The following is a 15,497-nucleotide window of genomic DNA, read 5'->3' on the forward strand; positions in this document are numbered from 1 at the left end:
CCTAGCTTCATACCCGGTCCGTCCTCTTCGCGCCGAACAAGCCGTGGGGCATGAACAGCAGGATGATGATGATGAGCACGAAAGGCACAGCGTCCTTGTATGCGGAGGAGATGTAGCCGGCTACGAGCGCTTCGAGGATACCCACGAGCAGCCCACCTGCGACGGCACCGACTCCACTGCCCAGGCCACCCAAGGTTGCCGCTACGAATCCCTTCATGCCCAGCATCAGACCAATGTCGTAGACAGTCGTCGTGATTGGAGCTGAGACCACACCCGCCACCGCCCCCAGCAGGGCTGATAGCCCGAACGAGAGTTGTAGAACGCGGCGCGCGGGAATCCCGACCGCCATCGCGGCCATCCGGTTCGCAGCCACCGCAAGCATGGCCTTACCGGTCAGAGAAGCCTTGAAGAACACGGCGCAAGCGGTGACCAGCACTGCTGCAATCCCGAGTACCCAAAGTGCCTGAGGCAACACATAGGCGCCGAGAATTTGCAGTGGCGAGTCGCCAGTCCATGCGGGCACAACCTGCTGGTTCTTGCCAAGTGTCACTTGCACGACGCCTTGGATGAAAACGGAGGCACCAATGGTGATGATGATGAGCGACACGACATCGGCGTTTCCTGCGGGTTGAATTGCCAGTCGATAGAGCACCACACCGACAAGGACGGTCACAGCGATGCCGATAGCGAGCGAGCCAGGAAGCGCCATTCCCTTGCTTAGCAATGATGCGGTGACCATCGCCGAAAGCATGAGGAAATCGCCTTGAGCGAAGTTGATGACGCCGCTCGCGTTGTAGATGAGCGAGAAACCCAGGGCTGCCAGCGCGTAGACCGCGCCCGTCGTCAGTCCTGAGAAGAGGAACTGGGATAGGTCAGACATTTTTCTGTACGTGGAGCGGTTTGAGGTCGTCAGTGCGAGACGCTCCGAGGAGGGTCATCGTTCGGGTGATTTCTTCAGAGAAAAGGCGAAGGGTCGACACAACGCCCGCCTGTCCGCCGGCAGCAAGTCCCCAAATTGCAGGCCGACCAATGAATATGCCGCGGGCACCTAGTGCCAGCGCCTTGACAACGTCACTGCCTCGGCGGAAGCCACTGTCGACGAACACAGGCACACGGCCGTCCACTGCGTCTACGACCGCGGGGAGCGCAGAAATGGTTGACGGCGCAGCGTCGAGTTGCCTTCCCCCGTGGTTTGACACGATGATTCCGTCGACCCCGTGCTTGGCCGAGAGCTTCGCGTCTTCGGGATGGAGCAGGCCCTTGACCAGGAGGGGCCCGTCCCAAAGCGAGCGCAGCCAGGTCAGTGACTCCCAGGAGAGGCTACGGTCCATCGTTCTGGCCAGAAGCGCCGCTTGCAGTTGAGGTGATGCCTTTGCGTTATCTGCGCTCAGATTCACGAAGCCCGGTGACCCCGAAGCAGCCATGGAAAGCGACCAGCCCGGATGGGAGACTAGGTCAGCAAGCGTGCCCAATCCTGGACGGAATGGAAGCTTGAAGCCGTTGCGCAAGTCACGTTCACGCATTCCACTGACCGGCACGTCGACGGTAAGCACCAACGCGCCATATCCGGCGCGCTTGGCTCTTTTGACCATCTGTTCGGCAATGCTCCGGTCTGACATGACATAGAGCTGCAACCACTGATTCCCACCTAGAGCAGCGTCTCGTACCGCCTCCAACCGCTCATTGGAGGCAGTGGACAGGACAAACGGAAGGCCTAGAGACGCGGCCGCCTTTGCCAACGTGCTATCCGCTCGCGGACGCACCAGGCCTGCAAAGCCGACCGGCGCGATGCCGATAGGTGACGTCCACCTCTGCCCGAACACATCAATCGCGGCGTCGAGCTTGGTCGTGTCCCGTAGGCAAGTAGGCAGAAGGTGGAGCGAGCGCAGGTCAGTTTCATTGCGGACGATGCATTCCTCGTCCTCGGCTGCTCCGTCGACGTAGTCGAAGACGAAACGGGGTAGCCGAGAGCGGGCGCGCGTCCGGAAATCAGATATCCGAAGCATCATCGATGAAACTTACCGGACTTCCTTGAAGGCGCCGTTCGTGACCTCAATCATCCGGAAAGCGGTGTTGTCGAGACCCATGTGGTCCTGGGGAGTCATCGAGTAGATGCCGCTGACACCAACGAATCCCTTGGTGCTCTCGATGGCAGCGCGAACCTTTTCCTTGTCCGTGCTGCCGGCTCGCTTGATGGCATCAACGACCAAATGAAGCGCATCATGCGCGTAGCCACCGAAGGTAGAAACGTCCATCTTGTACTTCGCCTCGAAGTTCTTTGCGTAGTCGACACTCACCTTGCGCTGCGGGTCTTCTGCGTTCAGGGCTGATGCAATCAGCAGCGCCGGAGAAGGCATGCGAATACCTTCAGATGCCTTGCCGGCGATTCGAACGAACTCGAGGGAAGCCTGGCCATGAGTCGTGTAAAGCGGCTGCTTCACGGCCAGCTGCTGGTAGTTGCGGGCGATGATGGCCGGGGCTTGACCCGTGCCGAATACAAGAATGGCCTGAGCAGACGACGACTTGATGCGCGTCAGTTGCGGCGTCATGTCGGTGTCCTTCTCGCCGTACGTCTGGTCCTCAACGACCTTCATGCCGAGTGCTTCAGCCGCCTTCAGCGTTTCCGTGCGGCCGGACTTGCCGAAGCCGCCGGTGTCGGAGAGCAGGCCGACCTGCGTGAAACCACGCTTTTTCATGTCCTCCAGTACCTTGTATGCCGCCATGCGGTCCGAGTGAGGCATCTTGAAGACGTAGGGCTTCACCGGCTCAACGATGACGGACGCAGCAGCCAGAGAGATGGCGGGAATCTTTGCCGATTCAATCTGGGGAACCATTGCCATGGTCGAGCCGGTGCTCGATGCCCCGATGATGACGTCCACTTCGTCCTGAATAATCAGGCGACGGGCGAATGCATTTGCTTTGTTGGCATCGCTAGCGTCGTCGTACAGGACGAGGCTGACCGTGCGCCCCAGCACACCACCCTCTGCGTTGATTTTTTCAACGTACTGCTCCAGCGTCTTTTGCTGCGGGTCGCCAAGGAAGGACGCCGGGCCAGTGGCTGACACGATGGCGCCAATCTTGATGGGGCCATCTGCCGCGGCTGCAGTTGCTGCAATGGAAAGCAGTGCGGCGGCTGCCACCAGTTTGCGTCGAATCTCGTTCATTTCTTTGTCTCCTTTGTGTTGATGGGTGATGAAATCAATTCGGGGGGCGCCGCCTCACGATTTGGATGGGGCGGACGATGGGTTGCCCGATGGCGGCAGAGAGTTGCTTGCCTTCCGGGTCGGCCAAGGCAGCAACCCGAGCGGTTCGTACCTTCTCGGCATCGGCCCCTTCGCTGACCTGGTTGAGAATCGCGTCGAGATTCCGATGGCCGCGGCGACTCGTTTCCCCGTAGCCCTTAACCAGGTTGCCGCACAGGGCCACCTCAACGGCAAGGGCCTCAGGCATTGCGCCCTCCACGGCGGACAGCCACCTCTCGATGCCAGCCTGCTCCTCGACGTATCTCGACATACGCCTGCGCAGCGGGCGCAGACTACGCAGGCCGCAAAGCATTAGGAAACCCTTGATGGTGTCCGTACGGATGTACATACCCCGGTGCCAGTCTTTGCCAGCCGCCTTGCGGCGCAGCCAGGCGGCAAGCTTGGGCGGGAGAACCGACGCCATCTCATCCAAGCCTGGCTTGAGGTACTCGGTCATCTGAATGGGCTCGCCGCTGCGCGCCCCAACTTCCCGACGCACCCGATCAAGTCGCTCGCGTCGAGTCTTGAGGTGAGCAACGCGAATCACGTCCTCATACGACATCCAGAGGGCGAGGTATCTGGCTGCTTCACGAACAGCGTTCAGAGCAACTTCGCTTCGTTGGGAGGCACGCGCCATCAATCGCTCGACACGGTCGAGGTAGAGGTCTGCGTAGCGCTGGTCTTGATATTCCTCGGTGAGCGCGACACCTGCGCCGACCACCTCGTGCAACGATTCCGGTAGGCGCCGGACGCGTAGCGGCATCTCCGGCTTCGCGCGAATAGCCGAGTCAAGCTTTTCCAGGGCAGTACGACGCCCCTCAGCAGCGTCGAATCCAGCCGCGAAACCCTTCAAGCTTGCCTCCACGGCCTTGCCTGAAGAACGGATGGCTTCCTCGCACGCGGCTCGGTCAAACGGCAGAACACCTGCTCCTGCCATGGCGCCGAACATCACGGTGTTGATGACAGTACCGTTCTGCTGTGCCAACGCACGCATATCGAAGATGACTGCCCGGCGGCTTCTTTGAGTCGCCGCGTCGATGATGCGGCTGCTGTCGATGCGCCCGTCGCCCATGGCCGTCTTCTCCGACACGGCGTATTCGCGGTGGGTCGACGTCACCAGCGTCGTTCGTTGGGGGTCGACATAGCCGTTTTGAATTGAACGGCCAGCTTCGACGAGCTCAGACGCGGCCACGATGTCGACCTGACCAGGCGTTGGCGTCAAAGACAGCACCGGCTCTTGCGCGGCCAGTTCAGAGCGCGAGCGCGGAAAGATTTCAATGTAGTAGGTAGTCGCGCCAGTCCGCTGCGCTACGCCCGGAACCGAAGTGCTTTGCACCGGAAAATCTGCATGAGTAGAGGCGTCAACGAGCCAGTCAGCCAGGACGCCCCCACCTTCGCCACCCATTGCGGCGACAAGAACGCAGACAGGGCGGGTCATGCCGCAAGCGCCTCGACCACTGCACCGCGCACCTTTGCCATGAAGCGCTCGAAGCGCGTGGCGTTCTGGACAACGTCGGCCTTGTAGAACGATGGGCAGAGCACAGCGGCGTGGGCGTTCTCCCCGCACAGGCCGCAGCCTACGCAGCCAGTGTTGACGGTTGCGACCGGGTCTGTGCGCAAGGCACTGGGGTTCGGCTTGATGGTGAGTGAAGGACACCCCGACAGGCGGATGCAAGAGTGGTCCCCGGTGCAAACGTCGTCGTCGATGCCAAACCTGGTGCGAACGACGCGCTCTCCCGCTTTCAACTGCTTGGCAATCTGCGGCTTGATTCGCCTCTGGCGCTCCAGTTGGCACTCGCCGTCCGCGAGGATCACCTTGAGGCCGCGTTCACGAGTCGTCATCGCTTCGCGGAGGGTGTCGACCATCTCCTCCACGCGGTAGCTGACGACCGTGCGAATCCACTTCACGCCGATGCCGCGAAGTGCCTTTTCAATGTCCAGTGTGAGGGGCTTGGATGAGGGCTGGGTTGGTGACGAGGGAATTGCCTGCGTGCCCGTCGCGGACGTATAGCCGTTCTTCAGGATGACCAAGACCGAGTCCTGGTTGTTGTAGACGGCGTTGACGACACCACTGGTGAAACCGTTGTGCCAGAAGCCCCCGTCGCCCATGATGCTGATGGTCCGGTTGGGGAGAAGCGGGCCGATGCCCGAAGAGCTTGCGAGTCCGAGACCGTAGCCGAGCACGGTGCTGCCGACATTGAACGGAGGAAGCGTTCCGAACGTGTGGCAGCCGATGTCGGCATTCACGTGCACGTTCCCAACCTCTGCCTGAAGTTGCTTGATTGCAGAGAACACCGGGCGTTCCGGGCAACCGATGCAAAAGCCCGGGGGACGGTTGGGGACAGGAACTCCAAGTGCTTGCTTGGAGCGCTCCTTGTCGTCGACCATCGCATTGGCAACCGCTGTCGCATCGCGGGTGTCGAGGCCTTCCGGCTGCGCATCCTTCAGGAAGCGGGCGATACCTGGCAGCAGTACCTCGCCGGAGTACTCACCAGCCATCGGCAGCACGTCCTTGCCATGAAGGCGCGTGGGCACGTCCGCCCGGCGCAACGCGGCTTGCAGTGATTCCTCGATGTAGTTGGGCTGCCCTTCCTCGACGAGGAGCACGGCACGCTTGCCGCTGCAGAACTCCAGGAACTCGTCCGGTATGAGCGGGTACACGACGTTGAGGACGTAGAGCGGAATGCGCGACATACCGAATTCGTCGGCGAGGTCGAGCTGCTGCAACGCGCGTATGGTGCTGTTGTATAGCCCACCTTGGAGGACTATGCCGATGTCGGAGAGGTCACCGGCGAAGTGCTCATTCACCTTGTTCTCGCGGATGAACTTCACCGCCGCTGGCCAACGCTCCTCGATCTTTTGGCGTTCGTGCTCGTAGATGGAGGGCGGAAGATTGATGCGCGAATAGTCGAAGGTGGGCGCATCAATGACATCACGCGTCGAGATTTTTGGACCACGGTTGTCTTTGCATTCAAAGGTACCGTGGACATGGCAGGCCCGGATGCGAAGCTGAAGCATGACGGGCGTGTTGCTGGCCTCGGAGAGTTCGAAACTGCGTTCCACCGCATTCACGATGGAGGTCAGATTCGGTCGGGGGTCCATCAGCCACATCTGCGACTTCATCGCAAACGCGTGGGTGCGCTCCTGGATGATGCTGGAGCCCTCGCCGTAGTCTTCGCCCAAGATGACGAGCGCTCCGCCCTTCACGCCGGCCGAGGCCAGGTTGGACAACGCGTCGGAGGCCACGTTGGTGCCAACGGTGCTCTTCCAAGTCACGGCCCCACGAACGGGGTAGTTGATGGAAGCGCCGAGCATGGCAGCGGCACCCGCCTCAGATGCACTTCCCTCGAAATAGATGCCCAGCTCTTTCAGGAGGTCTCTGGAATCGCCCAGGACATCAATGAGGTGGGAGACGGGCGCGCCTTGATAGCCACCGATGTAGCTGACCCCGGATTGCAGCAGGGCTTTCGTCACGGCCAAGATACCTTCTCCGTGGAAGGTTTGGCCTTCTCCGAGTGCGAGCGACCGCACTTGGCCGGCGAATGAACGCTCCATAGCTATTTGTCTCCTGTTTATCAATTCGTGGTTGAAGGAATGCTATGTTTGACCCTTCATTCCTCCTATCGATAAAATACGTGTTACACATAGAAGACGCCGATGAACACTCACAGCAGAGCGCCGGTCCGTTTTGACTTGAACTTGGTCAGGGCATTCACCGCCATTTTCGAGACGCGCAGCGTTACCCAAGCCGCGGAGCGCCTGGGCCTTACCCAACCAACCGTAAGCCATTCACTGTCCAAGCTTCGCGAGCTGTACGACGACCGCTTGTTCGCTCGCGGCGCTCAGGGTCTGATTCCCACCGCTCTCGCCGAACGGCTGCACGAGCAGTTGGGCGTTGCACTCTCGACAATTGACGGCACCCTCGAGGCCCAGCAAGACTTCGACCCAGGGACGTCATCTAGACGCTTCCGGTTCGCCACTTCTGACATCGGCGCGCTGTTCTTCATCCCACCACTGCTGCGCCGGCTTCAGTCTGTCGCACCGCGGCTGCAGGCCGAGTTCATGCAGTTGTCCGAAACGGTCATGAATGACCTCGCAACGGGCTCGTTGGACTTCGCCCTGGGGAATCTCCCCCATCTGCACGAGCACACCCGTGAAGCGCTCCTGTTCCATGAGCGGTATGTTTGCCTTCTGTCCAGCGACTATCCATTGCCAAGCGGCGGTCTGAGGCTGGACGACTTCGTCCAGGCGCGACACGTAATGGTGACGTCGCCGGTTTCCGGACACGCGCTCATAGAAAGCGCTCTCTCTCAGCGGGGCGTCCGGCGCAACGTCGTCGCATTGGTCCCGCAGTTCTCGGTGCTTCCGACCCTTGTTGAAGGCAGCGACCTCTTTGTCGCGTTGCCTGAGCGCGTGGCCAAGCTATTTGCCAGGGAACGAAAACTACAGGTGGCGGAGATACCGGTGAAGTTGCCCGGGTTCGAAGTTCGACTGCACTGGCACGTGCGGTCAGAGGGCTCCGCAGCGCACCGGTGGCTACGGGAAGAAATGATTCAAACGCTCAGCAAGTTGTAGAGCCTGCCTGAATATGCAACAGAGACCATGGAGTGGTGCCCTGGAGTGCGCTGGTGCAGATCGTTGAGCCTCACAGCCCTCGGTCCAAGACTGGCCGGCCGCCTTTTGCGATCGAGACGATGCTGCGTATTTGTTACTTGCAGCAATGTTGAAGCGTGGACCACCAGCGGCCACTCTCTTCTAGGACAGGCTCTGGAAAAAACTTTGACGAACCCCGAGAGGAAAGATGATCTCTCATACTCCTAAGTCCATCGAGGCTCAGGCTCTACAGCTGATTCGTGAGGCAGACATCAATAAAGCCCCGGTCGACGTGAACTCCGTCGCCAAGTAAATCGCCCCGGATTTCGTGGAGGCCGGTTGACATAAGTCCGGTCCCCGCTGTGGCGGACCGCCAAGCGACTTGCCGCTGTAGTCTGCCTCAGCTCCTCTACAAGCGGGAAGTAGCCGATCGGTTCGACCAAGCCCTGGTGGTTGAACCGTTCGAACGTCGCGAACTCCACCGCCTCTTGGTCTTTCAAGGCTGCGGATCCTGACATTGCGAGCCGCGATCGGAGTGGCAAGTCAAGCTGCCGTCGCGTTCGGGTTGAAGGTCATACAGCGCTTGCTCCAACGTATCGAGCACGAAGTCCGTGCGCATCAAACTGCTGACCCGCCAGCCCACAATGCGCCGGGCATAAACGTCGATCACGAAGCCGACATACAGCCAGCCGCCCTGCCAAGTCGACTTGCAATTGAAGTCGGAGACCCAGAACTGGTTCCGTCACTGCGCTCGGAATTGCCAGTTGACCCGATCCGGAGGACACGGCGCTCTGCCATCGCTGAACCTGGTCTTCACCACCTCGCTGCGCATCACGCCTCGCGGCCCCGCGCCGCGTCATCCGCTCGACCGTGCAGCGCACCACCGAAGCGCCCTCGCGTGCCAGCTGCCGCCAGGCCTTGCCGGCGCCGTAGACCTGCATGTTGACCTGCCAGATGCGTTGTATCTCTGGCGCGAGGGCATCGTCGCGTTGCGCCCTGGCGCAGCGCCTGCGCGGCTCGCGCAGCAGCGCCGCGTGTCGCGTGTCGCGCATAGTCCGACGGGGCGATCTGCAAAGTCCTGCAGATCGGCTCGACGCCGAAGTGTGTTGCGATGTTTATCGATGAAATTCCTCAGGACTTCAGTCGACGGTCGAGCTCCGCTTAGGCGGAAAACGCGCTCGCCAACTTCAGGATCTCGTTGGCCCGGCGCAGGTCCTTGATCTCGCGTTCGAGCTCCTTCCTTCGCTGGGCCTCGCTGATCGTGACGGCTTGCACGCCGGCATCGACCTCGACGGGCTTGACCGATTCCACCAATGTCTGCGGCACGCAGCCGATCTTCGGTGCAATCGATTCGATCGCAGCCCATAGCGGGTACTCCCCACGATGCTCCTGCACCATCCTCACCGCACGCTCACCCACCTAAGATGAGGACTTCTTCATGGCTTAATGCTCGCAGAGTGTTGAGCCTCCATAGGATGATTCGGAATGCCTTCAGAGAGCACGTGGTCACATTGACCCAGTCCTTACTCGCGTGGCCGCCGCCACGTAGTCGAAGTCGTCGAGCGGATAGAGAGGGCGGGCCTTCTCAATACGAAAGGCACGGGCGTCGTACGTTGTAAGACCGGGCGCGGCCGCACAGACACATGCCCCCAGATCATCAAAGGCAAGCTTGAAGTGATAGCCTGACTTCGCAACGATGACATCTGCCGTTGTCAGGTCAATACCGCAGTCCAAGAAGCACCCGGGGTCTTGACTCATTAAAGACTCCTTCGTGATGAGCAACACAAAGTTCTCGCCCTCAAATGTGGCAAACGGTCCGATACGCAGGCTTGCCCGCCTCATGAAGGCTCCGCGGTTGCGGTAGGTACCGTCGCCAATTGAGCGCACCACCCCGTTCAGACTCAGGCTTTCCGCCTTGGGCGTGTGCCGTCCGCCGAGCCGCAACGTCGACCAACCTTCCGGCCGTCTGCTCGCGGGCTTCGCCGAGGCTAGGCAAGTTGTGCTGGAACTCGTCGCGCGCCGCCCAGAGACCATCTCCAAGCTCTTCGGCGAGGCGCGCTGCCTCAACAAATGCCTCCTCAACCCGGGCATATACGACGACAGTTTGCCCGACGCCTTTGCCGTCGATGAATGGGTTGACATTGAAGATCGACGCGTCCAGCAGACGACGGTCCGCCACCATCCGATCGCGGGCCAGGTTGTGAAGCCGCTCGAGCGGGCCGTGCGCTGTCTCGTCGTTGCCACGGGTAAGCATCGGTACCGTCACCTTCGCAGCAACCGGCCACAATCCTGCGTTCAGAATCTGCGACAACACTGCGCCCACCCGTTCCCCAGTAGCCCCCGCGTCCTGGTGAGGGTTAGTCTTGTAGGCTGTCGCGAAATCCAGATGCTGCAATATTCCGCCACCGGCGTGGGCATGCAGGTCGAACCCAGCGACGATGGGAATACTTGGGCCAACCAGAGTGTGCAAGGATGCCAGCAAGTCCGCCTCAGCACTGTCCAAACTTTCCGTCTGAACGCAACCGTGGAGACAGAGTGCAATCGCATCGAAACCCTCCGTGGGCGTACCCAAATCGACTTTAAGGGCACCCGGCCTGAGTAGTCCGACTATCTGTGGCCGAGGTCAATTGACTCGCCACCGGCCACTGCGTCAAGGAAACCGTCTCGATTCAACTGGATCCCGACCCCCTACTGATCAAGAAATGTCGCCGGAGCGATCAGCCGATTTTTCACTGGCGATGGCGCGAACAAGCCGAAGCAATGACGGCTGCAGAATACGTGCTTCGAAATCGCGGCGTGGTATTGCGAGCTGCGCCATGATAAGTCCGTTAACACAATTCAACACAAACGCATAGTCCAGATCTGGATCACTGGACCCAAGTTTCAGAAAGCTGTCCCGCATCAGACGGGCATGTATCTTTCCCCATTTCACCAGTACGCTACCTAACTCTAAGTCGCGCGATCCCGCGAGCGTAAGTTCGGTGATCGCCATGCCCATCGCATGATCATTGACCATGTACTTGATATTGTGTTCCGCAAGGATGGTAGCGAACCGATCGGCGTCGTCCGCGCACTTCGCAAGTTTTGGTGTGACGAGGGTAATGTTGTTTGCAATTCGACGGCAAACATCTTCGGCGAGTGCGCACATCAGGGCGCTTCGGGAGCCGAAGTAATAGTTGATCGCCCCATGACTTGCACTAGCTTCGACTGATACCGCTCGCAAAGTTACAGCATGATGGCCATCGCGAACCAGCACACGAAGCGCCGCTGCGATCAAGTCTTTGTGACGCTGACTTCCACGCGCGCTTAGTGGCAAATCGGGTTCAGCAAAGGCGCTCACGGAAGGCTCTTAAAAGTCGTCTGGGTCCTCAGCTTAGCAGAAGAGGACGTTCGATCATCGGGCCTCAAGTGGTAGAACAGCGGACAAATCTGGCATGTACTCGAGCTCCTCGCCCACGTCTTCGGATGTGCTTGAGTCCGCATCAGCATCTTGCTCTCGGCTTGCGTAAGCTGGGCTCGCCTGAGTACGACTTCGTGCCGCCAGTCCTGCGCCAGCCGCGCAGTTCGGCCTCGCCGAAGCCCTGAAGGTGCTCGTCGCTGAGAGCATCGGCGTCAGTTTCCGAACTCTCCGGTACGCGGCCGATTGGCAAACGTCCCAATTGCTGCTTGACCACTTGCCGGGAGCGCGACGTTGATGTGCCCTTTTCCATCACCCAAGCGCCGCCGTACTGCCTGAGCACAAATGCACTTTGCTGTTCACGCGACGGGCCATCTGCGTCGCAGGTCCACATTCGACCCAGAGGAAGCGGCCTTGACTCCGCTGCCGCCTGCATAGCGAGACCGTCTCGCACAAGGACAATCCGATTGGCTTGCCGGTTACCGTAGAGGTCAGGCGCGATGAAGCCCTCGCCGTCACGGTGAGAGCGTGCAGTTCCGCCTCGCGAGCCACACAGCACCAAAAGATCAACGCTGCACGATGAGATGGAGAGTACGCCCGGCGCTCACGAGTCTTGCGCGCTGCTGAGGCCACGGCCCTCCGCACCCAGCGCACTAGGCCGTCGCGTCGGCCCTCGAGCCACCGCGATGCCGGCTACTGAAACATCGGGAGTCGCACCCTCGGCCAGAGCTTTTGGGCTCGAGGGCCGGATCCGGGCACCGAGTTGTGGATCACGCGGAGCCCTGCCTTGATCACCTGCGCGACTCTTCTCGGGTAAGTACTAGTTCCGCCCGCCCCCTCGGCAGCTAGATTAGCCGGACCGAACTTATCCACTTGGAGTACTTTCCAGATGACACCAACAACCTTCACGCGGAGGCACTTCGCCCGCATCGTGACCTGGGCCGTGGCTGGGCTGGGTCTTTCGGGACACGCGCTCGCGCAAAACCAGAAGCCGGTGCTGAAGGGCCAAGTGGTGAAGATCGCAGTGATCGAACCCTTGTCGGGGCTGATGGGTTCCGTAGGCACAAGCCTGCTGAAGTCCTATCAGTACTTGGCGGAACAATTCAGCGCCTCCAATCCAGCGGGCGTGAAGTTCGAAATCATCGGCTTCGATAACAAATTGAGCCCCACCGAAACCCTCGGAGCGCTTAAGAGTGCAATTGATCAGGATATTCGATTCATCGCGCAAGGCACTGGTTCTGCGCCGGCGCTGGCGCTTATCAACGCAATCGAAAAGCACAATCAACGCAATCCAGGAAAAGAAGTCCTATACCTGAATCACGCCGCGACCGATCCGGAACTGACTGGCGCCAACTGCAGCTATTGGCACTTCCGCTTTGAGGCTGACACCGCAATGAAAATGGAGGCGTTGACAAGCTTCATTAAGGACCAGCCCAAGGTCAAAAAAGTTTACCTGATCAACCAGAATTACTCCTCCGGCATCCAAATCGCAGAGGCCGCGAAGACCCGACTACGGGAGAAGCGGCCTGATATCGAAATTGTTGGAGACGACCGCCATCCGCTCGCGCAAATACGTGATTTTGCTCCTTACATGACGAAAGTTCGCGCATCCGGAGCGGACACGATCATTACAGGTAGCTGGGGAACAGACCTTTCGCTGCTTATCAAAGCCGCAGAAGAAAGTGGCTGGAAGGGCACTTTTTACACCTACTACGCCGTAGTCGCAGGTACTCCAACAGCACTCCGCCAAGTTGAGGACAATCGCGTTTTTCAAGTAGCTTACAGCCACTACAACATGGGCGGTCAAATGAACGTCTGGATGAAAGAATTCCAGAAGCGATTCAACGAGGATTTTTATACGCATGGTGTCGCTCTTGTCTTCGAGCTGTTAAGTAAATCAATCCAACAGGCGCAATCTGCGGAGGTGCTTCGCGTCGCAGAGCAAATGGAGGGAGCCAAATTCAAAGGCTTCAATGGCTTGGTTGAAATGAGAAGATCGGACCATCAACTCCAGCAGCCCTTGTTCGTAACTGTGTGGACTAGCGTAAGTGCTCAAGTTCCCTACAGCGCCGAAGGCACCGGTAAGACATTTGCTCCTATTCGGGAGTTCACCGCCGAAGAAGTTTCCAGACCCTCCACATGTCGGATGTCTCGCCCCTGAGCGACGGCCGACTTCCCAAGCCAAAAAAAAATTTAACCTCAACTACTCCACTTGGAGAACTAAGGAAAAGTTATGAATCACTATTCCAACACTCTTTTCGACCTCGAAGGATCCACCGCTCTTATTACCGGCGGGTCTCGGGGCATCGGCCTCCAAATTGCGGAAGCGCTCGGTAGTGCGGGGGCGCGGCTGATGCTGACCGCAAGGAAGGAGGCCGAACTCGAGGCCGCCGCTGCCCATTTGAGAAGCCTCGGGATCGACGCTTCTTGGATTGCGGCCGACTCAAGCGAGCCGTCCGAAGTTCAACGCGTTTGCAGCAAAACTCTCGACACGCTCGGCCATTTGGACATTTTGATCAACAACGCGGGAACCTCTTGGGGCGCCTCAGCTGAGACCCACACGCTTCAAGCATGGGACCGCGTTATGAACCTGAATATCAGAAGTCTTTTTCTTTTTAGTCAACAAGCTGCCGTGGGAAGCATGATCCCGCGCCAGCGGGGTCGCATTATCAACATCGCTTCCATTGCTGGGCTCGGTGGAAATCCGGCGCCAATGGAATGCGTCGCCTACAACACCAGCAAGGGAGCGGTCATCACGTTCACCCGTGCACTTGCCGCCGAATGGGGCAAGCATGGCATCAACGTCAATGCGATCTCTCCCGGGCTGTTCCCAAGCAAGATGGCAGATGGGGTGATTGCAGCATTCGGTGAGGAAAGAATCATCAGCACCACGCCTCTTGGCCGACTGGGCGATCCAGACGACCTCAAAGGCGCTGCTCTTTTGCTGGCTTCTGCAGCTGGAAAACACATGACCGGTCATGCCATTGTCGTCGATGGCGGCACCAGTGCGGTGATCGGCGCGTGAATGCAGAGATCTCTATTCGCCAATGAACGAAAGATTACCCATGACGTTTGATTACGAATCATCAGAGTTGACGCAGCGTGATGAACTGCTCTACGCATGCCAAGAATTGACCCCCATCTTGCAAGCGGCAAACGACACCGTAGAAAAAGAACGACACCTGCCGAATGAACTTGCCGAAAGACTGGCTCAGGCCGGCCTCTATCGAATTTTCATTCCACGCGCACTCGGGGGTCTGGAGGCGGATGTGCATACATTCGTGGCCGTCGTAGAAAAGCTGGCGCAAGCCAATGCTGCGGCGGCATGGTGCACGTTTATCTCGAACACGTCGACCATCATTGGGGGCTATCTTCCCGGTCCCGAAGCAAAACTACTGTTCGAGAATCCGAACATTAAAATGGCCGGGGTATTCGCGCCGCGCGGGACTGCGGTCCGTACCGTTGTCGATGGGGTATCCGGCTTCGTGGTGAATGGGAGCTGGATGTGGGGATCAGCCTCTTACAACGCTGATTTCATCACCGGCGGGTGCGTGATTTTGGGCGAGGACGGAAAACCAGAAAAATTGGCGGACGGAACACTTGAAAATCGTTCCATGGTTTTTCGGGCGGAGCAAGTATCGGTAGCTGACACGTGGCACACGCTCGGTTTGCGCGGAACAGGGAGCAATGAATACAGCGTAAAGGATGCGTTCGTCCCCGCCGGCCTGTCGGCATCGATACTTACCGACGTACCAATCCCCGGTGCATTGTTCAAATTTCCGGTGTTTTGCATTCTGGGCGTCGGCATTGCGGCGGTGGCGCTCGGCATTGCACGTCTGGCCATCGACAGCTTGATAGAGCTCGCAACAAAAAAGACGCCCCAAGGCAGCGCCCGTCTTTTGGCAGAGCGCGCCTCAACTCAGCAGCATGTCGCAAGGGCGGAAGCCCAGCTTCGCTCCGCTCGGGCTTTCTTGATTGATGCAGTTGACCGTGCATGGGCGGCGTCGACCGACTCGGGGGAGATTTCTGTGGCGCTCCGCCGAGACCTTCGACTGGCGACGACCCACGCAAGCGAAGAGGCCGTCCAAGTCGTCACCCGGGTGTATTCCTGCGCAGGCGGCAGCGCGATCTTTGACGACTCTCAGCTACAGCGCTGCCTGCGCGATGTCTTGACTGCGTCCCAGCACATGATGGTCAGCGAGTCCACGTACGAACTCACGGGCCGGCTGTATCTCGGCCTTCCGACGAACTCCGCAATGCTTTGA

General features: G+C 59.3%; 12 protein-coding genes, 2 pseudogenes and 1 other annotated feature. Of the genes and pseudogenes, 5 read left to right on the plus strand and 9 right to left on the minus strand.

What is annotated here, in order from left to right; all coding sequences use genetic code 11:
- Window positions 1–7: 7 nt before the first annotated feature.
- Genes AC1DSF_RS08535 through AC1DSF_RS08555 form a run of 5 tightly spaced genes read right to left on the minus strand, consistent with a single transcriptional unit; the run spans window position 8 to window position 6,797 of the window.
- Window positions 8–880: a branched-chain amino acid ABC transporter permease gene (locus AC1DSF_RS08535; RefSeq protein ID WP_478182638.1), complete on the minus strand. Its 873-nt coding sequence runs from the start codon at window positions 878–880 to the stop codon at window positions 8–10.
- Window positions 873–2,009, minus strand: coding sequence for an alpha-hydroxy acid oxidase (locus AC1DSF_RS08540; RefSeq protein ID WP_478182639.1), 1,137 nt, complete (start codon window positions 2,007–2,009; stop codon window positions 873–875). The genes AC1DSF_RS08535 and AC1DSF_RS08540 overlap by 8 nt, the downstream gene beginning before the upstream one ends.
- Window positions 2,010–2,018: 9 nt before the next feature.
- Window positions 2,019–3,140 (minus strand): ABC transporter substrate-binding protein, encoded by a 1,122-nt coding sequence (locus tag AC1DSF_RS08545; protein WP_478182640.1) that lies wholly within the window; start codon window positions 3,138–3,140, stop codon window positions 2,019–2,021.
- A 58-nt stretch (window positions 3,141–3,198) separates the two neighbouring features.
- Complete coding sequence (locus AC1DSF_RS08550; protein ID WP_478182641.1) at window positions 3,199–4,680, minus strand: indolepyruvate oxidoreductase subunit beta family protein; 1,482 nt, start codon at window positions 4,678–4,680, stop codon at window positions 3,199–3,201.
- On the minus strand, window positions 4,677–6,797 hold the full coding sequence (locus AC1DSF_RS08555) for a thiamine pyrophosphate-dependent enzyme (RefSeq protein WP_478182642.1): 2,121 nt from the start codon (window positions 6,795–6,797) through the stop codon (window positions 4,677–4,679). Before AC1DSF_RS08555 ends, AC1DSF_RS08550 begins: the two co-directional genes overlap by 4 nt.
- Before the next feature lie 102 nt (window positions 6,798–6,899).
- Here AC1DSF_RS08555 and AC1DSF_RS08560 point away from each other — a divergent pair, with 102 nt between their 5' ends.
- Both AC1DSF_RS08560 and AC1DSF_RS08565 read left to right on the plus strand, forming a co-directional pair.
- Window positions 6,900–7,817 (plus strand): LysR family transcriptional regulator, encoded by a 918-nt coding sequence (locus AC1DSF_RS08560; RefSeq protein WP_478182643.1) that lies wholly within the window; start codon window positions 6,900–6,902, stop codon window positions 7,815–7,817.
- Window positions 7,818–7,849: 32 nt separating this feature from the next.
- A pseudogene (locus AC1DSF_RS08565) lies at window positions 7,850–7,963 on the plus strand (transposase); the annotation flags it as partial.
- A 144-nt stretch (window positions 7,964–8,107) separates the two neighbouring features.
- On the opposite strand, the pseudogene AC1DSF_RS08570 reads toward AC1DSF_RS08565, so the two are convergent.
- The 4 genes and pseudogenes from AC1DSF_RS08570 to AC1DSF_RS08585 form a co-directional block, all read right to left on the minus strand.
- Window positions 8,108–9,233: pseudogene (locus tag AC1DSF_RS08570) on the minus strand (IS3 family transposase).
- Window positions 8,895–9,012: a sequence feature (AL1L pseudoknot), on the minus strand. It overlaps the preceding pseudogene by 118 nt.
- 108 nt (window positions 9,234–9,341) lie before the next feature.
- A complete protein-coding gene (locus tag AC1DSF_RS08575) occupies window positions 9,342–9,725 on the minus strand; it encodes an MlrC C-terminal domain-containing protein (RefSeq protein ID WP_478182644.1) in 384 nt (127 codons plus the stop codon).
- Entirely contained in the window at window positions 9,634–10,407 is a 774-nt protein-coding gene (locus AC1DSF_RS08580) for a M81 family metallopeptidase (RefSeq protein WP_478182645.1), read from the minus strand. The genes AC1DSF_RS08575 and AC1DSF_RS08580 overlap by 92 nt, the downstream gene beginning before the upstream one ends.
- Before the next feature lie 123 nt (window positions 10,408–10,530).
- Window positions 10,531–11,175, minus strand: coding sequence for a TetR/AcrR family transcriptional regulator (locus AC1DSF_RS08585; RefSeq protein WP_478182646.1), 645 nt, complete (start codon window positions 11,173–11,175; stop codon window positions 10,531–10,533).
- 946 nt (window positions 11,176–12,121) lie between these two features.
- Between AC1DSF_RS08585 and AC1DSF_RS08590 the strand changes: the two genes are divergently transcribed.
- From AC1DSF_RS08590 to AC1DSF_RS08600, 3 genes are all read left to right on the plus strand, one after another.
- Window positions 12,122–13,393 carry a branched-chain amino acid ABC transporter substrate-binding protein gene (locus AC1DSF_RS08590; protein ID WP_478182647.1) on the plus strand — a complete coding sequence of 424 codons (1,272 nt, stop codon included), beginning with the start codon at window positions 12,122–12,124 and terminating at the stop codon, window positions 13,391–13,393.
- 72 nt (window positions 13,394–13,465) lie between these two features.
- Window positions 13,466–14,257: an SDR family oxidoreductase gene (locus AC1DSF_RS08595; RefSeq protein WP_478182648.1), complete on the plus strand. Its 792-nt coding sequence runs from the start codon at window positions 13,466–13,468 to the stop codon at window positions 14,255–14,257.
- Between the two features lie 40 nt (window positions 14,258–14,297).
- A complete protein-coding gene (locus AC1DSF_RS08600; RefSeq protein WP_478182649.1) occupies window positions 14,298–15,497 on the plus strand; it encodes an acyl-CoA dehydrogenase family protein in 1,200 nt (399 codons plus the stop codon).

It is taken from the genome of Variovorax sp. 01N429, assembly GCF_056399425.1.